Origin of the sequence: Caulobacter sp. 602-1, assembly GCF_003931565.1 — a bacterium.
Classification (GTDB): Bacteria; Pseudomonadota; Alphaproteobacteria; order Caulobacterales; family Caulobacteraceae; genus Caulobacter.
In genome coordinates this window covers 122708-145320 of sequence record NZ_RRYI01000011.1, presented here as the reverse complement: position 1 = coordinate 145320, position 22613 = coordinate 122708, and the positions used below count along the sequence as shown (strand labels likewise).

18 protein-coding genes, 1 tRNA gene, 1 rRNA gene and 1 pseudogene are annotated in these 22613 nt (G+C 67.4%); 13 read left to right on the top strand and 8 right to left on the bottom strand.

Features of this window, described 5'->3' with window-relative positions:
- Positions 1-141: 141 nt before the first annotated feature.
- From rrf to EIK80_RS26785, 4 genes and pseudogenes are all read left to right on the top strand, one after another.
- Positions 142-256: ribosomal RNA gene (gene rrf, locus EIK80_RS23910) — 5S ribosomal RNA — on the top strand.
- A gap of 61 nt (positions 257-317) precedes the next feature.
- Positions 318-394, top strand: a tRNA-Met gene (locus tag EIK80_RS23905).
- Positions 395-641: 247 nt separating this feature from the next.
- Positions 642-845 (top strand): annotated as a pseudogene (locus tag EIK80_RS26790) (cold-shock protein); the annotation flags it as partial.
- Positions 846-974: 129 nt separating this feature from the next.
- Positions 975-1172 carry a cold-shock protein gene (locus tag EIK80_RS26785; RefSeq protein ID WP_233586925.1) on the top strand — a complete coding sequence of 66 codons (198 nt, stop codon included), beginning with the start codon at positions 975-977 and terminating at the stop codon, positions 1170-1172.
- A 157-nt stretch (positions 1173-1329) separates the two neighbouring features.
- On the opposite strand, the gene EIK80_RS23895 is transcribed toward EIK80_RS26785, so the two are convergent.
- On the bottom strand, positions 1330-3618 hold the full coding sequence (locus EIK80_RS23895; RefSeq protein ID WP_125159512.1) for an NADP-dependent malic enzyme: 2289 nt from the start codon (positions 3616-3618) through the stop codon (positions 1330-1332).
- A 338-nt stretch (positions 3619-3956) separates the two neighbouring features.
- Here EIK80_RS23895 and uraH point away from each other — a divergent pair, with 338 nt between their 5' ends.
- Genes uraH through guaD form a run of 5 tightly spaced genes read left to right on the top strand, consistent with a single transcriptional unit; the run spans position 3957 to position 10375 of the window.
- Positions 3957-4304, top strand: a complete 348-nt coding sequence (uraH, locus tag EIK80_RS23890) for a hydroxyisourate hydrolase (RefSeq protein WP_125159511.1) — start codon at positions 3957-3959, stop codon at positions 4302-4304.
- Positions 4304-5758, top strand: coding sequence for a xanthine dehydrogenase small subunit (xdhA, locus tag EIK80_RS23885; RefSeq protein ID WP_125159510.1), 1455 nt, complete (start codon positions 4304-4306; stop codon positions 5756-5758). The genes uraH and xdhA overlap by 1 nt, the downstream gene beginning before the upstream one ends.
- A complete protein-coding gene (gene xdhB, locus EIK80_RS23880) occupies positions 5751-8090 on the top strand; it encodes a xanthine dehydrogenase molybdopterin binding subunit (protein ID WP_125159509.1) in 2340 nt (779 codons plus the stop codon). The genes xdhA and xdhB overlap by 8 nt, the downstream gene beginning before the upstream one ends.
- Positions 8083-9096 carry a xanthine dehydrogenase accessory protein XdhC gene (gene xdhC / locus EIK80_RS23875; RefSeq protein WP_125159508.1) on the top strand — a complete coding sequence of 338 codons (1014 nt, stop codon included), beginning with the start codon at positions 8083-8085 and terminating at the stop codon, positions 9094-9096. Before xdhB ends, xdhC begins: the two co-directional genes overlap by 8 nt.
- Positions 9083-10375, top strand: a complete 1293-nt coding sequence (guaD, locus tag EIK80_RS23870; RefSeq protein ID WP_125159507.1) for a guanine deaminase — start codon at positions 9083-9085, stop codon at positions 10373-10375. Before xdhC ends, guaD begins: the two co-directional genes overlap by 14 nt.
- 119 nt (positions 10376-10494) lie before the next feature.
- Here the strand turns inward: guaD and EIK80_RS23865 are convergent, their stop codons facing one another.
- From EIK80_RS23865 to EIK80_RS23850, 4 genes are read right to left on the bottom strand one after another with little or no spacing between them, the layout of a single operon-like run.
- Positions 10495-11466 (bottom strand): nucleoside hydrolase, encoded by a 972-nt coding sequence (locus EIK80_RS23865; RefSeq protein WP_125159506.1) that lies wholly within the window; start codon positions 11464-11466, stop codon positions 10495-10497.
- Between the two features lie 9 nt (positions 11467-11475).
- Positions 11476-11892, bottom strand: coding sequence for an oxalurate catabolism protein HpxZ (gene hpxZ / locus EIK80_RS23860; protein WP_125159505.1), 417 nt, complete (start codon positions 11890-11892; stop codon positions 11476-11478).
- On the bottom strand, positions 11889-13283 hold the full coding sequence (locus EIK80_RS23855; RefSeq protein ID WP_125159504.1) for an AtzE family amidohydrolase: 1395 nt from the start codon (positions 13281-13283) through the stop codon (positions 11889-11891). Before EIK80_RS23855 ends, hpxZ begins: the two co-directional genes overlap by 4 nt.
- Positions 13280-13513 (bottom strand): hypothetical protein, encoded by a 234-nt coding sequence (locus EIK80_RS23850; protein ID WP_125159503.1) that lies wholly within the window; start codon positions 13511-13513, stop codon positions 13280-13282. Before EIK80_RS23850 ends, EIK80_RS23855 begins: the two co-directional genes overlap by 4 nt.
- A 227-nt stretch (positions 13514-13740) precedes the next feature.
- Between EIK80_RS23850 and EIK80_RS23845 the strand changes: the two genes are divergently transcribed.
- From EIK80_RS23845 to EIK80_RS23825, 4 genes are all read left to right on the top strand, one after another.
- A complete protein-coding gene (locus EIK80_RS23845) occupies positions 13741-14688 on the top strand; it encodes an acetamidase/formamidase family protein (RefSeq protein WP_199743606.1) in 948 nt (315 codons plus the stop codon).
- A gap of 128 nt (positions 14689-14816) precedes the next feature.
- Entirely contained in the window at positions 14817-16064 is a 1248-nt protein-coding gene (locus tag EIK80_RS26775; protein ID WP_125159502.1) for a calcium-binding protein, read from the top strand.
- Positions 16065-16317: 253 nt separating this feature from the next.
- The gene (locus EIK80_RS26770; RefSeq protein ID WP_305038174.1) at positions 16318-19701 is read left to right on the top strand and encodes a hypothetical protein; all 3384 of its coding nucleotides are present in this window, start codon (positions 16318-16320) and stop codon (positions 19699-19701) included.
- A gap of 112 nt (positions 19702-19813) precedes the next feature.
- Positions 19814-20533 carry a YceI family protein gene (locus EIK80_RS23825; RefSeq protein ID WP_125159501.1) on the top strand — a complete coding sequence of 240 codons (720 nt, stop codon included), beginning with the start codon at positions 19814-19816 and terminating at the stop codon, positions 20531-20533.
- Here the strand turns inward: EIK80_RS23825 and EIK80_RS23820 are convergent.
- The 3 genes from EIK80_RS23820 to EIK80_RS23810 are packed head-to-tail and all read right to left on the bottom strand — an operon-like array spanning position 20530 to position 22612.
- Positions 20530-20754 carry a hypothetical protein gene (locus EIK80_RS23820; protein ID WP_125159500.1) on the bottom strand — a complete coding sequence of 75 codons (225 nt, stop codon included), beginning with the start codon at positions 20752-20754 and terminating at the stop codon, positions 20530-20532. The genes EIK80_RS23825 and EIK80_RS23820 overlap by 4 nt on opposite strands.
- Positions 20751-21428 carry a TetR/AcrR family transcriptional regulator gene (locus tag EIK80_RS23815; RefSeq protein WP_125159499.1) on the bottom strand — a complete coding sequence of 226 codons (678 nt, stop codon included), beginning with the start codon at positions 21426-21428 and terminating at the stop codon, positions 20751-20753. The genes EIK80_RS23820 and EIK80_RS23815 overlap by 4 nt, the downstream gene beginning before the upstream one ends.
- Positions 21425-22612: a urate hydroxylase PuuD gene (locus tag EIK80_RS23810; protein ID WP_125159498.1), complete on the bottom strand. Its 1188-nt coding sequence runs from the start codon at positions 22610-22612 to the stop codon at positions 21425-21427. Before EIK80_RS23810 ends, EIK80_RS23815 begins: the two co-directional genes overlap by 4 nt.
- Between the last annotated feature and the right edge of the window lies 1 nt (position 22613).

The following is a 22613-nucleotide window of genomic DNA, read 5'->3' as shown; positions in this document are numbered from 1 at the left end:
GAGCTTACCGGTACTAATAGCTCGATAGGCTTGATCGTTCTTCAGTCAAACCCATGCAATCGCATGGCTCTACTTCAGACACTGATGTCTTCTTCACAATCACTGCCCTCGAAAGAGGGCTGTCGATATCCTTTTCGCTGACCTGGTGGCTATGCCGGGGGTTCCCCACCCGATCCCATTCCGAACTCGGTCGTTAAGTCCCCCTGGGCCAATGGTACTTCGTCTCAAGGCGCGGGAGAGTAGGTCGCCGCCAGGTCCGCCAAAAGGATATCTTCTTCAAGTCCAAAAACCCTGCATCACAATCCAAAACACCCTGACGCGGGGTGGAGCAGCCCGGTAGCTCGTCAGGCTCATAACCTGAAGGTCACAGGTTCAAATCCTGTCCCCGCACCCAAGGCCTAGACCGTAACATCCACCCTGTCCGCGCGCGGTCAGGGCTTTTTTGTACCTTTACGTGCAATCCAGAGTGGCATTCGGGCAACGCTCGCAGCCCGAAGCGCGAATTTTTATGGCCTTGGCCGCCTTACAGCCGATTTTCTCCGTTCAAAGCCCATAGCGCATGGCGCGGTTTTGCGTCATGACTTCCGTCGGAAGGACGCGGGCCGACTATCAGCCCGTCGATTGAGGTGTTTGAGGATAATATGGCGAACGGTGTCGTTAAGTGGTTCAACCCGGCCAAGGGCTTTGGTTTCATTCAGCCCGAGGACGGCGGCCAGGACGTGTTCGTCCACATCGCCGCGGTTGAACGTTCGGGCCTGGCCGGTCTGAACGAAGGTGATCAAGTCGCGTACGAGCTGGAAGAAGATCGTCGCTCGGGCAAGACCTCGGCCGGCAATCTGCGCGTCACGGGCCAAGGCGCCGTGCCGGCTGGCGGCGCCCGCGGCGGCGCCCGTCCGCCGCGCAGCTTCGACGCCCCGCGCGGCGGCGGCTATGGCGGCGGCGGCGGCGGCGGCACCGGCGAGTCCGGCACCGGCGTGGTGAAGTGGTTCAACACCACCAAGGGCTTCGGCTTCATCCAGCCGGACAATGGCGGTGGCGATATCTTCGTGCACATCTCGGCCGTGGAACGCGCCGGCCTGCGCGGCCTGAACGAAGGCCAGCAAGTCGGTTACGAGCTTGAACAGGACCGCCGCTCGGGCAAGACCTCGGCCGGCAACCTGCGCATCCTCTAAGATCGCGAATTCGAAAAGGCCGCCCGGACGGACGGCCTTTTCAGAGACTTTTGAGGGGCCCCGCCGACGCGCAAACGTCGGACGGGGCCTTTTCGCGTTTCGGTCAAGCTTCAGCAGAGGCCGTTGGCCGGCCCCGAGAGCCGGCCTGGACGGCCTTCTAAGCTTCCTGACGCGCCCGTTCCGAGGCGGCCTGGTTCACGCTGAGCGCTGTCAGATTGACGATGCCGCGCGCCGTGACGCTGGGCACCAGCACGTGCAACGGCTTGCTCATGCCCAGCAGGATCGGGCCGACCAGCAGGGATTCGGTGGCGGCGCTGAGCAGCGTCAGGGCGATATTGGCCGCGTCGAGCGTCGGCATGACCAGCAGGTTGGCCGAGCCCTTCAGCGGGCTGTCGGCGACCATGCGCTCGCGCAGGTGCTGGCTGAGCGCGGCGTCGGCGTGCATTTCGCCGTCGACCTCGAGCTCCGGCGCCTGCTCGCGCAGGATGGCCAGGGCTTCGCGCATCTTGCGGGCGGTCGGCGAGTTGCTGGCCCCGAACGAGGAGTGCGAGAGCAGGGCGGCCTTGGGCGTCAGACCGAAACGCCGCACGGCCTCGGCGGCCAACTGGGTGCACTCGGCGACCTGCTCGGCCGTCGGATCCACATTGACGTGGGTGTCGCAGAAGAACAGCGTGCCGTTGTCGAGGATCAAGGTCGACAGGGCGTAGACCCGGCTGACGTTCTCGTGGCGCGGGATGATCGGCAGGGCGTAGGTCATGTGTTGCCACCAGTCGCCGCTGCCGCCGACCAGGGCGGCCTCGACATAGCCCGACGACAGCAGCATCGAGGCGGCCACGGTGCGGCGGCCCTCGACGCGGCGCTCGGCGGCCGTCGGCGGCACGCCGCGACGTCCGACCAGTTTCTGGTAGTCGGCGACCAGCGGGCCGAACAGGTCCTTGTCGGTATAGGGGTCGACGATCTCGACCTTGCCGCCCAGGTCCAGCCGCAGGCCCATTTCGGCGACCTTGGCCTTGATGACCTCGCGGCGGCCGACCAGCACCGGATGGGCCAGGCCTTCGTCGACGACGGTCTGGACGGCGCGCAGCACGCGTTCGTCCTCGCCCTCGGCATAGGCGACCTTGACCGGCGCCTTGCGGGCCCGTTCGAACACCGGCCGCATCAGCTGGCCCGAGCGATAGACGAACAGCTCAAGCTCGGCCTGGTAGGCGTCGAAGTCGGTGATCGGCCGGGTGGCCACGCCGCTGTCCATGGCCGCCTTGGCGACGGCCGGCGCGATCTGCAGGATCAGACGCGGGTCGAACGGCTTGGGAATGATGTATTGCGCGCCGAACACCGGGGCGACGCCGCCATAGGCCGAGGCCACGACTTCCGAGGCTTCGGCGCGGGCCAGTTCGGCGATCGCCTCGACGGCCGCGACCTTCATCGCCTCGTTGATCTCGCTGGCCCCGACGTCCAGGGCGCCGCGGAAGATGAACGGGAAGCACAGGACGTTGTTGACCTGGTTGGCGTAGTCGCTGCGGCCGGTGGCCATGATGGCGTCGGGGCGCGCGGCGTAGACCAGTTCGGGCAGGATCTCCGGCTCGGGATTGGCCATGGCCAGGATCAGCGGGTTCGGCGCCAGCAGCGGCAGCCACTCGGCCTTGAACACGCGTGGGGCCGACAGACCCAGGAAGATGTCGGCGCCGGCGATCACCTCGCTCAGGGTGCGGGCGTCGGTCTGGCGTGCGTAGCGGGCCATGTTGTCGAGCATGTCGTCGTCGCGACCGGCGTACACGACGCCCTTGATGTCGGTCAGGGTGACGTTCTCGACGGGAAGGCCCATCGAAACCAGCAGGTCGACGCAGGCCAGAGCGGCCGCGCCGGCGCCCGAGGTGACCAGCTTGACGTCCTTGAGGCTCTTGCCCTGGACCAGCAGGGCGTTGCGGACAGCCGCGGCGCAGACGATGGCGGTGCCGTGCTGGTCGTCGTGGAAGACCGGGATATTCATCCGCTCGCGCAGGGTGCGCTCGATGATGAAGCACTCGGGGGCCTTGATGTCCTCGAGATTGATGCCGCCGAAGGTGGGCTCCAGCGCCGCCACCACCTCGATGAAGCGGTCGGGGTCGTTGGCGTCGACCTCGATATCGAAGACGTCGATGCCGGCGAACTTCTTGAACAGGACGGCCTTGCCCTCCATCACCGGCTTGCTGGCCAGCGGGCCGATATTGCCCAGGCCCAGCACGGCGGTGCCGTTGGAGATCACGGCCACCAGATTGCCGCGCGCGGTGTAGTCGCGGGCCTTGTCGGGATCGGCGGCGATGGCTTCGCAAGGCGCGGCGACGCCGGGGGAGTAGGCCAGGCCCAGGTCGCGCTGGGTGGCCATCCGCTTGGTGGCCTCGATGGCCAGTTTCCCGGGCCGCGGCAGACGGTGGTAATCCAGCGCCGCCTTACGGAAATCCTCGTCCATCGGTGTCCCTCTTGAAGCATCTGCGCGCACGCGGCGCGGCCCGTCTCTGTCGCGAGCCGTCACGGGTCTAGCTGTGGGGGTCTAGCTACCGGGGATGGCCCGGTTTTCCAACCCTGCGCGCAGCTTTGGCGTCGCGTCCGATGATGACGCCAGCGAAAAGGGTCGCGCCAAATTCCTGCGATAAGTAATAATTCTATTATATAGTGCCTCTGCTTCGGGCGCCCGCCGCCCCGTTCCTCGGCGCTCTTCCTTCCCGCGCCGCCTTGAGGGGCATGGCGCTGGACAGGGCGCCCGGAGCGACCGAGCATCGGCGCGGCGATGAGATCCGAGGGCGGAGCATGAGCGGACTGACGACACACATCCTCGACCAGGCGGCCGGAAGGCCGGCGGCCGACGTGGCGGTGCGGGTGTCGCGGCGCGAGGGCTCGAACGCCTCATTGCTGGCGGAACTCCGCACGGACAGCGACGGCCGTGCGCGGCTTGTCGCCGGCGAGGATTTGCAGGTCGGCGCCTATCGCCTCGAGTTCGCGATCGGCGCGTATTTCGCGACGTCCGACCTGCCGGTCACCGACCCGCCGTTCCTCGACGTCGTGGTCATCGATTTCGCCGTCTCGAACGTGGAGCAGCACTGGCACGTGCCGCTGCTGGTCTCGCCGTACGGCTATTCCACCTACCGGGGCAGCTGATGGGCGAGACGATCCGCTTCCTGCTGGACGGCGAGGCGCACGAGGTTCGCGGAGCGAACCCGACGACGACCCTGCTGGAGCATCTGCGCGGGCCGATGCGCCGCACCGGGACCAAGGAGGGCTGCGCCGAGGGCGATTGCGGCTCCTGCACGGTGCTGGTTGGCGAGGCCGGTGGCGAGGGCCCCGAGGGGAGCATCTCCTGGCGGGCGGTCAACAGCTGCATCCAGTTCCTGCCCATGCTGCACGGCAAGGCGCTGCTGACGGTCGAGAGCCTGGCCAAAGGCGGCGCGCTGCATCCGGTGCAGCAGGCCTTGGTCGACAAGCACGGCTCGCAGTGCGGCTTCTGTACGCCGGGCATCGTCATGTCGCTGTATGGTCGCGCGATCGCGGCCAAGGGCGCGGCCGCGCCGGTCGGCGAGGTGTTGGCCGGGAACCTGTGCCGCTGCACCGGTTACGGCCCGATCCTCGAGGTGGCCAAGGGCGTGGCGGCCGAGGCGGCGCCGGCGGTCGATCTGTCGGCCGTGCGCGACGAGACCATGCTGAGCCTCAGCTACGAGGACGAAATCCACGGCGTCACCCGCACGTGGCTGTCGCCGCGCACGGTGGACGAGTTGGCCAAGGCCTATCTGGACCATCCCGAGGCGACGATCGTGGCCGGGGCGACCGATGTCGGCCTGTGGGTCACCAAGCAGCGGCGGGCGTTGCCGGTCCTGATCAGCGTGTCCGAGGTGGCCGCACTGAAGCGCCTGGAGGAAACGGCGGAGGGCCTGCGCATCGGCGCGGGCGTCCGTTATGTCGACGCGATGGAGGCGGTGGCGAAGCTCTATCCGGACCTTGGCGCGATGATGCGACGGCTGGGCTCCACCCAGGTGCGCAACAGCGGCACCATCGGTGGCAACATCGCCAACGGCTCGCCGATCGGCGACATGCCGCCGGCGCTGATCGCGGCGGGGGCGACCCTGGTGCTGCGCCGGGGTGGCGAGCGGCGCGAGCTGGCGCTGGAAGATTTCTTCCTCGACTACGGCAAGCAGGACCGCCGACCCGGCGAATTCGTCGAGGCGGTGATCACGCCGAAACTGGACGCCGGCCGGATCTTCAAGGTCTTCAAGCTGTCGAAGCGCTTCGATCAGGACATCTCGGCGGTGTGCGGAGCCTTCTCGCTGGCGGTCGAGGGCGGCGTGGTCGTCGACGCCCGCATCGCCTTTGGTGGCATGGCCGGCACGCCGAAGCGGGCCAAGGCCTGCGAAGCGGCGCTGATCGGCCAGCCCTGGATCGAGGCGACGGTCGAGGCGGCGATGGCCGCGCTGGACGCCGACTACGCGCCGATGAGCGACATGCGCGCCTCCGCCGCCTACCGGTCGCTGACCGCCAGGAACATGCTGCGCAAGGTGTTCCTGGAGAGCCAGGACAGGGACGTTGAGACCCGCGTGGTTCCGGAGAGCGCCCATGGCTGACTCCGCCGCGACCGCTCCCGTTCCGAGCGCCGCCTTGCAGGGCGTGGCCGCGCCGCTGCCGCATGACAGCGCCGCCCGCCACGTGGCGGGCTCGGCGATCTATATCGACGACATGCCCGAGCCGGCCAGCCTGCTGCATGTGGCTTTCGGCGTGAGCGCCAAGGCGCACGCCAGGATCGTCCGGATGGACCTGTCGGCCGTCCGCGCCGCCCCGGGCGTGGTGCTGGTTCTCAGCGCCGAGGACATCCCCGGCGAGAACGACGTCAGTCCCGTGATCCACGACGACAAGCTGTTCGCTGATGGCGAAGTCTATTGCGTTGGCCAGAGCCTGTTCGCCGTCGCCGCCACCTCGATCGCCGCCGCCCGCGCCGCCGTCGGCAAGGCTGTCGTCGAATACGAGGACCTGCCGGCCGCCATTGACATCGCCGCCGCGCGCGGGATGGACCTGAAGATCGAGGCCAGCCAGCGCATGGCGCGGGGCGACGCCCAGGCTGCGCTGGCGACCGCGCCGCGCCGCGTCCAGGGCCGGTTCGCGATCGGTGGGCAGGACCACTTCTATCTCGAAGGCCAGGTGGCCTTGGCGACGCCGGGCGAAGACGGCGATGTCCACATCTGGTCCTCCACCCAGCACCCCAGCGAGGTGCAGCATCTGGTGGCGCGCGTGCTGGATCGCCCGCATACCGCCGTCACGGTCGAGGTGCGCCGCATGGGCGGCGGCTTCGGCGGCAAGGAGACGCAAGCCTCGCTGTTCGCCGCCGCCGCCGCCCTGGTCGCGGTGAAGACCGGCCGAGCCGCCAAGTGCCGGCCGGATCGCGACGAGGACATGGTCATGACCGGCAAGCGGCATGACTTCGAATGCGCCTACGACGTCGGCTTCGATGAAGAAGGACGGCTGACCGGTCTGGCGCTGGAGCTGGCTTCGCGCTGTGGCGCGACGACCGACCTGTCCATGGCGATCAACGACCGGGCGATGTTTCACGCCGACAACGCCTATTTCCTGCCGGCGATCGAGATCCTGTCGCATCGGTTCAAGACGCATACGGTCTCCAACACCGCCTTCCGGGGCTTTGGCGGACCGCAAGGGATGTTGGCCATCGAGCGGGTCATGGACGCCGTCGCCGCCGAGCTCGGGATCGACCCGCTGGAGGTGCGCCGCCGCAACCTCTATGGCGGCGAAGGCCGCAATCTCACGCCCTACCATCAGGTGGTGGAAGACAATGTCGCGCCGCAGCTGATCGACGAGCTGGTCGCCTCCTGCGCCTATGACGCCCGTCGTCGCGAGATCGAGGCGTTTAATCGGACCAGCCCGGTGCTGAAAAAGGGGATCGCCCTGACGCCGGTGAAGTTCGGCATCTCTTTCACGACCACCCACCTGAACCAGGCCGGGGCGCTGATCCACCTCTATGCCGACGGCTCGATCATGCTGAACCACGGCGGGACCGAGATGGGGCAGGGGCTGAACATCAAGGTCGCGCAGATCGTCGCCAACGCCTTCCAGGTCGAGATCGGCCGCGTGAAGATCACCTCGACCGTCACCGACAAGGTGCCCAACACCTCGGCTACCGCCGCCTCGTCGGGCGCGGACCTGAACGGCATGGCCGCCCTCAACGCGGCCGAGACCATCAAGGCGCGCCTCGTGGCGTTCGCCGCGGAGAAGTGGGGCGTGGACCCCGCCGAGGTGGCGTTCACGCCGGACGGCGTCCGAGTCGGCGCCGAGACCTTTGAGTTCGGCTGGTTCGCGCGCCAGGCCTATCTGGCGCGGGTGTCGCTGTCGGCGACCGGCTACTACGCCACGCCCAAGATCCACTACGACCGCGCCACCCACACGGGCCGGCCATTCTACTACTTCGCCTATGGCGCGGCCTGCAGCGAGGTGCTGATCGACACCCTGACGGGAGAGATGAAGGTCACCCGGGCCGACATTCTGCACGACGTCGGCAAGTCGCTGAATCCGGCCATCGACCTCGGCCAGATCGAGGGCGGCTTCATACAGGGCATGGGCTGGCTGACGACGGAAGAGCTGGTCTACGACGCGCAAGGTCGCCTGCGGACCCATGCGCCCTCGACCTACAAGATCCCGACCATCGGCGACCGCCCGGCGCATCTGGATGTCCGCCTGTGGAAGGCCGGCCGCAATGTCGAGGCCACGGTGCACCGCTCCAAGGCCGTGGGCGAGCCGCCGCTGATGCTGGCGATCTCGGTCTACAGCGCGATCAACCACGCGGTGGCCAGCGTCGGCGACTACAAGGTCCTGCCGCAACTGGATGCGCCGGCGACGCCGGAGGCCATCCTGATGGCCTACGAAGACGTCCGGAGACGCGCCCGTGCGTAACTGGGCGCGCGCCGCGCTTGCTCGCCTCGACGCCGACGACGAGGCCGCCCTGGTCACCGTGCTGGCCACCGAGGGCTCGGTCCCGCGCGAGGCCGGGACCAAGATGGTCGTCTGGCGCGGCGGCCAATCGGGCACGATCGGCGGCGGCAATCTGGAATACCGTGTCGCCGACCAGGCCCGGCGGATGCTGGACGGCGGACAGGCTCATTTCGCGATCCAGGACTACCCGTTGGGCCCGCTGCTGGCCCAGTGCTGCGGCGGTCGGGTGCGCCTATTCCTGGAGCGCTTGAACGACAACAGCCGCGACTGGCTGACCGAGGCCGCCAGGCGCATGGACGCGGCCCAGCCGTTCGAGGTCCGCACCCGCTTCGATCCCGGCCTGCTGACCAAGGTGGTCGCGCCGATCATGGCCACCGATGGCGCAGGCCCGGCGGTCTCGTTCGGCGAGGTCCCGGCGACCGCGCGCGGCGCGCGACCCGAGCTGGGCGACGTGATGGTCGAGCGGGCCGACGCGCCGCGTCCGCCGCTGCTGCTGTTCGGCGCCGGCCATGTCGGGCAGGCGATCGCCAAGGCCTTCGAGCCGCTGCCGTTTCGTCTGGCCTGGTACGACACCCGTCCCGAGACCGCCGACATCCCCGGCGTCACCGTGCTGACGCCCGCCGAGGTCGCCGCCAAGGCCATGGGGGCAAGTCCCGACGCCTACGGCCTGGTCCTGACCCACGACCACGCGCTCGACTACGCGCTGGTCTCGGCCGGCCTGGCTGGCGGCGGATTTTGTTTCTTCGGCGTCATAGGTTCGAAGACCAAGCGCGCTAGGTTCATGAGCCGGCTGCGCGACGACGGGTTCTCGGAGGCGGTGCTGACCCGCCTGACCAGTCCCATCGGCCTGCCGCAGCTGAAGAGCAAGGCGCCGGAGGTGATCGCGGTCTCGGTGGCGGCCGACCTCCTGATGCGCCAGGAAGCGGCGCGCATTCGAAACGACGAGAGCGCCAGTGCAAGCTTATAGGGCGTCGATCCTCCACCTGCTGGACGATCCGACGAAGAACGCGGAGGCCGTGGCCTTCCACGAGGACGGCCTGTTGCTGGTCGAGGACGGCCGGGTGGCCGGCTGCGGCGCCTATGCCGAACTGTCGCCGTGGCTGGGCGACGCCGAGCTGCACGACCTGACCGGCCATCTGATCACGCCGGGCTTCATCGACACCCATATCCACTTCCCGCAGGTCGACGTCATCGCCGCCCACGGCAAGCAGCTTCTGGACTGGCTGGAGCAGCACACCTTCCCGGCCGAGGCGGCCTTCGCCGATCCCAAGCACGCGGCCGACACGGCGGCGTTTTTCGTCGACGAGCTGCTGCGCAACGGCACCACCACGGCGCTGGTGTTCGGCTCGGTGCACAAGGTCTCGGTCGACGCCCTGTTCGCCGAGGCTTATCAGCGCGACATGCGGCTGATCGCCGGCAAGGCTCTGATGGACCGCAACGCGCCGGATGGCCTGACCGACACCGTCGAGAGCAGTCGCGCCGACATGGAGCAACTGATCGCCGACTGGCACGGCAAGGGCCGTCTGGGCTACGCCGTCACACCGCGCTTCGCGATCAGCTGCAGCGACGAACAGCTGGCCATGGCCGGCGAGGTTCTCGCCGCGCATCCCGACGTCTGGATGCAGACCCACCTCTCGGAGAACATCCACGAGATCAAGGAAACGGCGCGCCTGTTTCCCGCGGCCAAGGACTATCTCGACGTCTATGACCGCTTCGGCCTGCTGCGCGAGCGCTCGGTCTTCGCCCATTGCGTCCACCTGAAGGGCGAGGCGTTCCGGCGGCTGGCGGCCAAGGGCGGGGCGGTGGCCTTCTGCCCGACCTCGAACCTGTTCCTGGGGTCTGGCCTGTTTCCGCTGGAGGAGGCCTGCTCGCACGGGGTGAAGGTCGGCATGGGCACCGACGTCGGGGCGGGCACGACCTTCTCGATCCTCCACACCCTGGGCGAAGCCTACAAGGTCGGCCAGCTGCGCGGCGACGCGCTGGACCCGTTCCAGGCGCTGTACCTGGCCACCCTGGGCGGGGCGCGGGCGCTGGATCTCGGCGACAAGATCGGCAATCTGGCCCCTGGCAAGGAGGCCGACTTCGTGGTGCTGGACCTGGCCGCGACGCCGCTGATGAAGCGGCGTCTGGCCGGGGCGAAGAGCCTGGAGAACAAGCTCTTCGCACTGACCGTGCTGGGCGATGATCGGGTCGTGGCCCGGACCTATCTGGCGGGCGTTGAGCGGTATCGGCGGAACTCGTTCTGAAACTCGCCCCCTCCGCGCTGCGCGCCTCCCCCCGGGGGGGGGGAAGAAGGTCGCCGCTTTCCTTCCGTCCGCCTTTGGGGGCGGACGACCCGCGAAGCGGGTCGGGTCGGGTCGGGGAGCTAGCCGTGCGCCGCCTTCATCGTCTCGGCATAGAGCTTCAGCAACCGATCTCCATCTACGGCCACGGTCGCCGCCTGGATCGGCTGGTCGTCCCAGGCTGAGGGACCGAACAGTTCGCCCTCGGGGCTCTGGCAGGTCTGGCCGAGCGTGATGCCCTCGGTCACCACGCGCACCGAACCCCGGCGCACGGTGAACAGCGTCGGATCGATCACGAAAGCCACCGCCGCGGCGTCGTGCACACAGCAGCCGACGATGCCGTCGCGGCCGCCGTAGAACGCGGCATAGGGCTTGGAGATCGCGTTCAGGAACTGGCCCGCGTCACTGCCCGTGGCCGCGAGCGTTTCCATATATTCGGGCGACATCACCACCTGGGTGGTCACGTCCAGGCTGACGGCGGTCAGGTTCCAAGGGGCGGTGAACACCTGGTCGGCGGCTTCGGGGTCGTTCCAGATGTTGGCTTCGGCGACCGGCGTGACGTTACCGGGTTTGCCGGCCACGCCGAACGCGCCCCCCATGATCACCACGGACTTCAGCAAGGTCGCGACTTCCGGATCGGCCTTCAGCGCCAGGGCCAGGTTGGTCAGCGGGCCGACGGCGCACAGGACGACCTCGCCCGGATATTGGCGGGCCAGGTCGATGATCGCCTGGTGCGCCGGCTTGGCCTCGGGTTCGGCGGGAACCAGGCCGGTCAGTTCGATATCGCCGAGGCCATTCTCTCCATGCACGAAGGTCGGCGAGGGGTTGCGCGGCCGGGTCAGCGGCTTGTCGGTCCCCTTGTAGATCGGCGCCGCCAGGCCGAAGCGGTCCTTCAGGTACAGCGCGTTGCGCGTCGTGGTCTCGATGTCGGCGTTGCCGAAGACGGTCGTCACCGCGATCAGGTCGAGGGCGGGGCTCGCCTCGATGAACAGCAGCGCCATGGCGTCGTCGATGCCGGGATCGGTGTCGAAGATGATCTTGGTCGGGGTCGTCATTCGCGGGCTCTAGCGCTTTTCTTCGTTCGAGGCGAGGCGCTGGTCGACCCCGCCTTGCATCAGGGACACGTGGGCCGAGGCGACCTTCCAGCCGTCGTCGGTGCGGACCCAGGTCTGGCTCTGGCGGCCGATCTTGCCGCTGTCGTCGCGGCGGAATTCGACGTGGGCGATCGCGAAGTCCGCGCCGAAGGTGGTGATCTCGGTGCGCAGCCGGGTGCGCGGCGGCGAACCGCCGGACCGGCCGACGCGGAAGGCGGCGATCTCGTTGAAGCTCCACAGGTTCTCGGCCACGCCCAGCCGCACCGTGTGGGGCGAGTTCCAGAACGCGCCGTCCAGGGCCTCCACGTCGTTACTCATCAGCGCCGCCTCGTAGGCGTCGACCAGGGCCGTCACCTCGGCCAGCGTGGTGGGATCGTTGACGATCATAGGGCGCCCTTAGGGGCATGGGCGGCCACGACACCTTCGCGCTGCAGCCTTACGGCGGCGGCGAAGGCCAGGTCCTCGCGCCAGGCCGGGGCGATGATCTGCACGCCGATCGGCAGCTGCCCGGGCCGGTTCACCGGCGCGGCCACCACCGGCAGGCCGATATAGCTGATCGGCTGGGTGAAGGCGCCGAGGTTCTTGCGCACCGAGACGGGGACGCCGTCCATCTCCATGGTCGCCTGGCCGATCGGCGGAGCGGGGCAGACGGACGACGGGGCGAGCAGGATGTCGTAGCGCTGGAAGGCCTCGCGGACCTCGTCGCGGAAGATCGTGCGGAAGCGCCGGGCGGCTTCGTGGACGCCTTCCGGCAAAAGGGCGCCGGCCAGCAGGCGGTCGCGGACGGCCGGGTCGTAGTCCATGGCGCGCCTGGCCAGATCCGCGTGATGAAGCTCGCCGCCTTCGAAGGCGGTCAGGCAGAAAGCGGCGGCGCGCGCGGCGACCGCGCTGGGCAGGGTGACGAGGTCGTCGGCCTTCAGCGCCGAGGCGACGCGGCCGAGGGCTTCCAACACTTCGGGAAAGGCCCCTTGCTGAAACCAGCCGCCCAGCACGCCGACCCGCAAGGGACGCTCGGCCAGGGTGTCGAGGCGATCGGCCAGAGGCTCGGCGTCGCGCACGCAGATTGCGTCGCCTTGGGGATCGGGACCCTGCAGGACGTCGTACGCCAGCGCCAGGTCTTCGATCGACCGCGCGAACGGACCGACATGGTCCAGGCTCTCGACGAACGGGAACACGCCCTGGCGCGAGAGACGGCCATAGGTGGGCTTGAGGCCGAACACGCCGCACAGGCTGGCGGGAATGCGGATCGAGCCGTTGGTGTCCGAGCCCAGGGTCAGGGGCACGAGCCCCGCCGCCACGGCCGCCGCCGAGCCGCCCGACGAGCCGCCGGCGATCCGGCTGGGGTCGTGCGGATTATGAACCGGCCCGTCGTGGGCGTTCTCGGTGACGAAGCCGTAGGCGAACTCGTCCATGTTCAACGCTCCGACCAGGATCGCCCCGGCGGCGGTCAGGCGCCTTACCAGCGTCGCGTCTTGGCCGGGCGGGGCGGCGGCGCGGCGGATCTTCGAGCCGGCCAGGGTGGGCAAGCCTTCCAGATCGAACAGGTTCTTCACCGCCACCGGCACGCCGGCCAGCGGCCCGACCGGACGGCCGGCGGCGAGGTCGGCGTCCACCGCGTCGGCGGCGGCCAGGGCGCGCTCGCCGGTGACGGCCGTGAAGGCGTTGATCCCGCCATCCAGGCGCTGGATCCGCGAGAGGGTCGCCTCGGTGACGGCCCGGGCGGTGACGCGGCCCGCGCGGACCTCGCTGGCGATCTCGACAACGCTGCAGAAGCTCACGGCTGGAACGTCTCTGGCGCTCCGTCCGCGTGATCGCCCCCAACCCTCTCTTGGAGCGCCGAGACGAACAGCGAGGCCTGGGCGCGCAGCAGGGCGACATTTTCGATCACGGTCGGCAGAACCTCCGGCGGCAAGGGCAGGTCGCGCGCGGCGGCCCGCGCGGCCGTCCACGGCGCGATCTCTTGGTCTTTCAGATCCAGAAAGACCTTCGTCTCCGCGTCCAGCGCCATGCGGTCTCCCCGAAACCCAGCAAGTAAGAAAAAACTTCATACACCTGTGTTCGCGGGAATCGCCAGCCCCGCTGCCGCCGGAAGCGCCTAGCGCCCAAGCCCGCGCCATCCGCGGCCAGGATCGCCCGCATCGCGGGCAGGCAAGGGCGATCGCGCCTTCCTCCGTTCGTCAGCCCTAGCGGCCCAGCCGCCACCAGCGCGAAGTGCTCTTGTAATAAGGGACTTACTTGATGGCGCATCACCGGCTGGCTTCCACACCCGACACCATCCGCTTCGGCATGTTCGACGCGGCCTTCGATCCCGTGCTGACGGTGAACTCGGGCGACAGCGTCACCTTCGAGTGCGTCTCGGGCGGTGTCGAGGTCATGCCGCCGCCGGGGTCGCCACTCGTCGTTCCACCCGCGCTTCAGGCGATCCACGACAGCAATCCGCCGAGGATCGGCCCGCACATTCTCACCGGCCCCGTCGCCATCGCCGGCGCCGAACCGGGCGACACCCTGGAGGTCCGGATCGAGGCGATCGAGCCGAACAACGACTGGGGTTACTGCGCCGTACGCCCCCTGGCCGGCACGCTGCCCGAGGACTTCCCCGAGCGCTATGTGAGCCACATCGCCGTCGACCGCGCGGCGGGGATCTGCAAGCCGGATTGGGGCCCCGAGCTGCCGCTGGCCCCGTTCTTCGGCACCATGGGCGTCGCCCCGCCGCCCCAGTACGGCCGCCTCTCCAGCCGCGAGCCCCGCGAGCATGGCGGCAACATGGACAACAGGGAACTGGTCGCCGGCGCGACCCTCTACCTGCCGGTCTGGGTCCCGGGCGCGAACTTCTCGGTCGGCGACGGCCATGGCCGCCAAGGCGACGGCGAGGTCTGCGTCAACGCGCTGGAGATGGGCCTGACCGGGACCTTCACCTTCGTGCTGCACAAGGGGGGCGAGCCCTTCAAGTGGCCCCGCGCCGAGACGCCGACCCACTACATCCTGATGGGTTTCAACGAGGATCTGGACTTGGCCATGAAGCAGGCCCTGCGCCAAACCATCGACTTCATCACCGCCCGTTCCAGCCTGACCCGCGTCCAGGCTTATCAATTCTGCTCCCTGGCCGTGGACTTCCGCGTGACCCAGACCGTCAACGGCGAGAAAGGCGTTCACGCGCTGCTGCAAAAGGGCTTGCTGTTCTGACGCGGTGCTGGGTTAACCTGGGGTTGCGTTTTCTCCTTATCTCGCATTAAGGGAAAAATTCACTTGAACTCGATCTTGGGTTGATCGCCCACTGCCGCCACCCCGATCCTGGGGCTGGAGGCTAGCGCATGTATCTGACGGGAACCGAAGGCGACGACATCCTGGTCGGCACGGCCGATGCGGACACCATCCTGGGCCTGGGCGGCGATGACACCCTGCAGGGCGGTGACGGCGATGACCTGCTGATGGGCGGGGCGGGACACAACACCCTGAACGGCGGGGCTGGCGACGACACGGTCAGCTATGCCGACCAGGCCCCGGTGCTGCCGTTGTTCAGCTTCCTGATGATCAACCTGCAAAGCCAGTCCACGTCGATCATCGGACCGAGCGGCTCGGCGGTGGACACCCTGGTCTCGATCGAGAACGCGACAGGCTCAGCGAGTGCGGACTGGCTGGTCGGCACGACCGGCGACAACGTGCTGATCGGCGGTGCGGGCGACGATCATATCGACAGTTGGGGCGGTACGGACGTGCTGGACGGCGGCGACGGCAATGACTCGCTCAACACCGTGTCCATGCTCCTTCCGACCCCCGTCGGTCCGGCGACCACCGGTTCGTTGATGATCGGCGGCGATGGCAATGACTCTCTCCAGAGCGGCTACTCCAACGACACCATGCTGGGCGGGGCAGGGGACGACGCTCTGACCCTCGGCGACTTTGCCACGACCCGTATCGTCGATGGCGGCGACGGGAATGACCTTCTGGCGTTCGGCGGCTCGCCCGACGGCTTCGCGAATGGCGTGTTCGTCGATCTCAACAAGACGAGCCAGACGGTCGCGGCTGGCGTTTTCATCACCCTGACGAACGTGGAGAACGTCAACGGCACACAGGCCGGAGACACCCTGATCGGAACTGCCGGCGCCAACGTCATGTACGGACAAGACGGCGACGACTGGCTGTATGGTCGCGACGGGAACGACGCGATCAATGGCGGCGACGGCGCCGACCATATCAGCGGCGGCGCGGGTGTGGACAGCATGTACGGCGGGGCCGGGGCGGACACCTTCAGTTTCGCCGCGGGCGACACCGCCGCCGGTTCCGACACGATCCAGGACCTTACGGCAGAGGACCATATCCTGTTCGTGGACGGCCCAGCAGGCAGCAGCGCCAACTATGTCGAGCTGGAGAGTAGCGACTTCGCCGCTGTCAGCGCCGCCTTCGCCGGCGACGGCGTGCGTTACGTGGCTATGCAGTGGGGCGGCAACGTCCTCTTCTTCGCCGACGATGGCGACGAGGGCACATTCTACGACCAGGTGATCGTGCTGACCGGGACCAGCCTTTCCAGCCTCGACGCGGGCTCGATCTTGGGACTCTAGGACTACCTCCGCGCGTAGCGGATTTCGCGGGAAGCTCCGGAACGTTGGGGACCCGGAGCAACTCTCGGCCGCGCAGGCCGAAACGCCAGATCCCTTGTGAATAAGGCGTTTGTGTCTCGAAACGACACGCCCGCCCCGTTCCGGCACAGGATTTATCCTTAATATTCTCGCTAAAGCTGAAAGCCTTTCGGTCCACGTCTTGCACTCGCTAGGTCACGCTGAGGTTGCAGCATGTTGCGAGGGGTTGAGGCGAATGGACATTCGGGGCACGGAAGCCGCTGACATATTGAACGGGACCAGCGGCGATGACGTCATCTATGGGTTCGGGGGCAACGACACCCTGAAGGGCGGCGCGGGCGACGACGTCCTGGCCGGCAACGACGGCGCCGACAATCTGCAAGGCGGCGCCGGTGACGACTACATCCTGGGCGGAGCCGGCAACGACACCATCGACGGTGGCGCGGGCAATGACTGGGCGGCCTACGAGGACGCCACGGCCGGCGTGAAGGTCGACCTGAACCTCGCCGGCGCGCAGAACACCGGCGGCTCCGGGACCGACAAGCTGACCGGGATCGAGAACGTCTACGGCTCGGCCTTCAACGACACCCTTACGGGTGACGCCAAGGACAACATGCTGGTGGGCGACGCCGGCAATGACACGATCAGCGGCGGCAAGGGCAACGACACCCTGTGGGGCGACGCGGGAAATGACGTGCTCGATGGCGGCGACGGCGACGACTACATCGTCGGCGGCGCGGGCGACGACATCATCAAGGGCGGCGCCGGCGACGACTGGAGCTCGTACGAGAACGCCACGGCCGGCGTGACGGTCGACCTGACCAAGACCACGGCTCAGGACACCGGCGGCGCCGGCAAGGACACCCTGACCGGCATCGAGCTGCTATATGGCAGCAAGTTCGACGACGTCCTGACCGGCGACGCCAAGGACAACTACCTGTGGGGCAGCGACGGCGACGACAAGCTCTACGGCGGCGCGGGCGACGACCATCTGTCGGGCGGCAAGGGTGTCAATGTCCTCGACGGCGGCGACGGCTTCGACACGGTCGACTACGCGTTCAGCGACCGTGGGGTGGTGATCGAGCTGGACCTGAACCGCGCCTACAGCCGAGATGGGACGAACGCGATCAAAGACACGCTGGTCTCGATCGAAGCCGTCATGGGCTCGGCCTATGACGACATCATCTACGGCAACGCGGCCGAGAACTACCTGTTCGGCGACGCCGGCAACGACGTGCTGGTCGCCAGCGGGGGCAACGACACGCTGGACGGTGGCGACGGTGACGACCGGGTCGTCAGCAGCTTCAACAGCAACGGCGAGATCCTGCTCGGCGGCGCTGGTAACGACCGCGTGGTTATGAACGGCTCCGGTACGGCGACCCTGAATGGCGACGACGGCGACGACCTCATCCTCGTGTCGGGCATGTTCAGCGACACCACGGTGCATGGCGGAGCAGGCTCCGACACGCTCGAACTGCTGAACGGCTACAACGAGAGCAACGGCCGGGGGGCGGAGATCGACCTGTCGATCACCACCCGCCAGCAGACCGGCTATCAGAACTACGTCACGGTCGGCGGCGTCGAGAACGTGATCGGCACCTTCCTCAACGACAAGATCAAGGGCGACGCCGGCAACAATGTCCTTGACGGCAATCTGGGCGACGACCTGATCGATGGCGGCGCGGGCTTCGATGTCGCCTCCTATGACTCGATCTTCGCGGCGGTGCGGGTCGATCTGTCGAAGGTTGGCGTGGCCCAGGACACGCTGGGCGCGGGCGTCGACACCCTGGTGAACATCGAGGGCCTGAAGGGCTCTGCCTATGGCGACATCCTCATCGGGGGCGCCAAGGACGACAGCTTCGAAGGCGGCAAGGGCGACGATATCATCGACGGCGGCGCTGGCGCGGACACGGCGATCTATCGCGGTGCGTCCAAGGACTACAGCTGGACCAAGAACGCTAACGGAACCTGGACCGTGCGCGGGGCCGAGGGCGTGGATACCTTGTTGAACGTCGAGAAGCTGCAGTTCACCGACAAGACGGTGGCGCTGGCGTCCTCGACGACGACCGTTACGGTCGACGACCTCGCCAAGACCAAGGTCATCGCGACGTCCGCGACCGGAGACTTCCGCGACACCGTGATCTCGGCCGACGGCGCCACCGTCTACGTCTCGGACAAGGATGGCTATGTCAGCGCGATCAACGTCCAGAGCGGCGAGGTGACGGCCCATATCAAGGTCGGTACGCAGCTGGGAGGGATCGACGTCTCGGCCGACGGCCAGTTCCTGGTGGCGGCCGAGCGTCAGGTCACCAATGGAACGGGCGAACAGTGGGACTACTCGGCCACGGCGACGGTCCACGTCCTGAACCTGAAGACTGGCGTCGTGACAGACTACAAGACTACCGTGACGGGCTATGACCGCGGCTTCTCGGACGCGGCCTTCATGGCGGGCAATACGATCGTCCTGACCCAGGACTTCGCCGGTTCGGGGTGGACGTCTTTCACGTCCTTCAACCCGTATGTAGGCGTCTTCAGCCGCAGCACCGTAAACTACTATCAAAGCGGAACCTTGACGACGAGCCACGACGGCCTGTTCGCCCTCCTGGGTCCGGCGGGTCTCTCGGACGCGGAGCTGGCGTTGCTGAACGCCATGCCGCAGGAGATCGCTGAGCGTCAGACCTATGTAGGCGACGTGGTCGGGAGCAATACCGGCGTGTTCGCGGTCTCGAACAACGCGTTGGCGACCGCGCAGCTGGTGAACGGCGGCATCCAGATCTACGACAACAAGCTGAACTACATGTTCAATCTCACGTCGACGCACCCTGAGATCGCCAACATCTACGGCCTGGATTTCAGCGCCGACGGCCAGCATCTGTTCGTGGTCGACGGCGTCACGGACCGCATCTACGAGTTTTCGACCAAGACCTGGACCGTGGAGCAGGTCTACGCCGTCGGGGCTGATGTCGATCTGAGCGCTTCGGCTGGCGACTACTATAGCGGTGCTTTTGGCAATCGCGTCACGATCAGCGACGACGGTGGCCGGATGGTAATCTTCAGCAACGCCAGCGTTATCTCGGTCAACATGATGGACTTGAAGCCCATCGCGGGCGGCGTGGTCGACACGAGCGGCGCGGACACCCTGGTCGGTTGGGATACCTGGGACGTGCTGAACGGAGGCGCGGGCAACGACGTGCTGAACGGCGGTAAGGGCAATGACACCCTGATCGGCGGCTCGGGCGCGGACGTCTTCAAGTTTGTGGCGGGCGACGGTTCGTTTAATACCCACCTGCAGAACTTCGACACAGTCCTGGACCTTGGCGCCGGCGACAAGCTGGCCTTCTCTGGCGCGCCGGCGGTGGTCAAGGAAAGCGACATCCTTCGCTTCACCGCAGACCTGAACAGCGCGGGCAAGATCAGCGACGCCTCGGCTTTGCAGATCGAAGCCTATAACAATCAGATCCAGATCGGCGCGCTCGCCCAGAAGTACCTGATCGTCGGCGCTGGCGCGGACACCTATGTCGTCGCCGACACCGACGGGGTCGCGGGCTACGACCAGGTCGTCCTGCTCAAGAACGTGTCCTCGTCCCTGGTGACGGCCGACATGTTCATGGCCGCCTAAACCCCCGTCCGCAACCTCTGTCGGGTCCCCTACGTTGACGTTTCGTCGGCGTAGGGGCCTGTCGCCTCGGCCTGACGCCCGGCGTGAAGATCGGGTCCTTGGAGGGAAGCGTATGAGATCGATCCTGCCCGTCATGGCGCTGCTCGCGCTGGCCGCCTGTTCGCCTCAGCCTGCGGCCGACAAGAAGGCCGACGCGCCGGTTGTCGCCGCGCCGCCGGCCGCCGCGCTGAAGCCGCCGAAAGCCGATATCCCGGCCGGCGACTATACGCTGGACAAGCATCACGCGACGCTGGTGTTCAGCGTCAGCCACCTGGGCTTCTCGAACTACACGGCCGCGTTCGCCGACTTCGATGCCAAGCTGCATTTCGACCAGAACAACCCTGCGGCCAGCACGCTGGAGGCGACGATCAATCCGATGTCGCTGACCATTCCCGCGCCGCCCGAGGGCTTCCTGGCCGAGCTGACCGGGGCGCAGTGGCTGAACACGGCCACCTATCCGACGATCACGTTCAAGTCGACCAAGGTCGAGACCACCGGTCCCGACACCGGCAAGGTCACCGGCGACCTGACCCTGCACGGCGTCACCAAGCCGGTCGTGCTGGATGTGACCTATAACGGCGGCTATCCGGGCCATCCGATGGACCCGCACGCCCGCGTCGGCTTCTCGGCCAAGGGCGCGTTCAACCGCTCGGACTTCGGCATCGCCTACGGCGTTCCGGCCCCGGGCACGACCATGGGCGTCGGCGACGAGGTCCAGGTGATGATCGAGGCCGAGTTCAGCGGGCCGCCGCTGGCGACCGCGCCGGCCGGCGCCGCCGCGCCCAAGCCCTAGGCGCCGGAAGCCTGCACGAAGCCCTGATGCGCGCGGGCGGTGGCGAGGCACGTTTCCAGGTCCGCGCGATCACGGACCAGCCGCTCGGCGCGCTCGTGGAAGTCCACCGCGTGTTCAAGGCGGCTGAAGGTGATCCGTAGGGGGCTCTGGTCGTCAAACTCAAGGCGCACGGTCACGTAGAGGCTCCGCGACGGCTCCAGCAGTGCGGCGACCAGGATCACCGCGCGCCGCGCGTCAGATAGCCTTCGAGCAGAGCCAGGGCGTGGTCCAGCCGCGCCTTGCGCCACTCGGGAGCGGTCATGTCGGTGTCCAGCGTCGCCGATAGCGAATAGCCGTTGGCCAGATGGAAGCGGCTCATGGCCGCGATGGTCACATAGATCTGCACCGGGTCGAGGTCTGGACCAAAGATCCCCTGGCGCTGGCCGCTCTCGATCAGTTTCTCGATCGTGCGGCGCAGCGGGAAGGCGGTCTCGGTGACAACGCGCGACTGGGCGGCGAACTTGCCGTGCTGCAGGTTCTCGTTGCGCAGCAGGCCCTCGAAGCGGGGGTTCTTCTCGAAATAGTCGAAGGTGAAGCGCTGCAGTTCGAGGAAGCCGTCGAGCGGCTTGTCGAAGTCGATCTTCAGCTCGGCCTCGCGGGTCCGCAGGTCCATATAGGCGCTTTCGAGGACGGCCATGTACAGGCCCTTCTTGTCCCCGAAGTAGTGGTACAGCATCCGGATGTTGCACTTGGCGGCCTTGACGATTCGCTCGATGCGCGCGCCGGCGAAGCCCGCCTGGGCGAATTCCTTCAAGGCCGCGGCGAGGATAGCCTTGCGCGTACGCTCGGCGTTGCGTTTGCGCGGGGTGTTCTCGGTCTCGGTCTTGTTGGTCGCGTCCAGGACGGCGTCGGTCACGGGATCTTGGCTCCCTGATTGATCCAGGCGCCCAGCTGGGCGCGCTCCTCTACAGTCATGCTTGTCTCGTTGCCAAGGGGCATGCTGGTCGAGAGCACGGCGCGCTCGCGGATTTTCGGGGCGTAGGTCCGGATATGCTCAGGCGTGTCGAAGGTCGCGCCCAAAGGCGGCGCCGAGAAGCCTGCGTGTGTCGGCGTGGCGCTGTGGCACATGACGCAGTGCTTCTGGACGATCGCCTGGGCGGTGGCGAACGGGACCGGGGTTGAGATCTCGACCTCGTCCTTGGGCTTCATGCTGGCGACGACGGTGGCGGCGAAGATCAGCATCGCGCCGTAGAACAGGAAGTCGTGGCGGATCTTGCCGTGGTGCTTGAGCAGGAAGAACTGCCGGATCGAGATCCCGCCGGCGCTGATCATGGCCAGCAGCAGCCAGCTTAGCGGATGGCCGGTGACCATCGGATAGTGGTTGCTGATCATGATGAAGATGACCGGCAGGGTCATGTAGGTGTTGTGCACCGACCGCTGCTTACCCATCGCGCCCAGGCGGGGATCGACCGGACGGCCGGCCAGCATGTCGGCGACGATCTTGCGCTGGTTGGGGATGATCACCAGGAAGACGTTGGCGACCATGGCCGTGCCGATGATCGCGCCGACGTGGATGAAGGCGCCGCGGTCGCTGAACAGCTTGGACAGGAAGTAGGCCGCCGCCGTCAGCGCGCCGAACCACACAAGGCCGAACCACAGGCCGCGCTGGCCCAATGGCGAGCGGCACAGCGCCTCGTAGACGGCCAGTCCGCCGAAGATGAAGGCCAGGCCCGCGCCGATCGCGGCCGGCTGGCTGAAGGCGTGCTTGGCGGTGTCGATCAGATAGACCGGCGCCTGCCAGTAGTAGAGCACGATCAGCAGCGCGAAGCCCGACAGCCAGGTGGTGTAGGCCTCCCATTTGAACCAGTGCAGGTGGTCGGGCATGTGCGCCGGAGCCACCATGTATTTCTGCGAATGGTAGAAGCCACCGCCGTGCACGGCCCACAGCTCGCCCTTGACGCCGTCCTTGGGCGGATCGGGGTCACGCAGATTGTTGTCCAGCCAGACGAAGTAGAACGAGGCCCCGATCCAGGCCACGCCGGCGATCACGTGCAGCCAGCGGAGACCCAGGTTCAGCCATCCGGGAAGGTCGTAGTCCATC

Excerpts from the sequence above, each read along its gene's own strand:
- EIK80_RS23810 (WP_125159498.1), bottom strand. The coding sequence starts at position 22,612 with ATGGACTACGACCTTCCCGGATGGCTGAACCTGGGTCTCCGCTGGCTG.
- EIK80_RS26775 (WP_125159502.1), top strand. The coding sequence starts at position 14,817 with ATGTATCTGACGGGAACCGAAGGCGACGACATCCTGGTCGGCACGGCC.
- hpxZ (WP_125159505.1), bottom strand. The coding sequence starts at position 11,892 with ATGATCGTCAACGATCCCACCACGCTGGCCGAGGTGACGGCCCTGGTC.
- EIK80_RS23825 (WP_125159501.1), top strand. The coding sequence starts at position 19,814 with ATGAGATCGATCCTGCCCGTCATGGCGCTGCTCGCGCTGGCCGCCTGT.
- uraH (WP_125159511.1), top strand. The coding sequence starts at position 3,957 with ATGAGCGGACTGACGACACACATCCTCGACCAGGCGGCCGGAAGGCCG.
- xdhA (WP_125159510.1), top strand. The coding sequence starts at position 4,304 with ATGGGCGAGACGATCCGCTTCCTGCTGGACGGCGAGGCGCACGAGGTT.
- EIK80_RS23865 (WP_125159506.1), bottom strand. The coding sequence starts at position 11,466 with ATGACGACCCCGACCAAGATCATCTTCGACACCGATCCCGGCATCGAC.
- EIK80_RS26770 (WP_305038174.1), top strand. The coding sequence starts at position 16,318 with ATGGACATTCGGGGCACGGAAGCCGCTGACATATTGAACGGGACCAGC.
- xdhB (WP_125159509.1), top strand. The coding sequence starts at position 5,751 with ATGGCTGACTCCGCCGCGACCGCTCCCGTTCCGAGCGCCGCCTTGCAG.
- EIK80_RS23850 (WP_125159503.1), bottom strand. The coding sequence starts at position 13,513 with ATGGCGCTGGACGCGGAGACGAAGGTCTTTCTGGATCTGAAAGACCAA.
- EIK80_RS23895 (WP_125159512.1), bottom strand. The coding sequence starts at position 3,618 with ATGGACGAGGATTTCCGTAAGGCGGCGCTGGATTACCACCGTCTGCCG.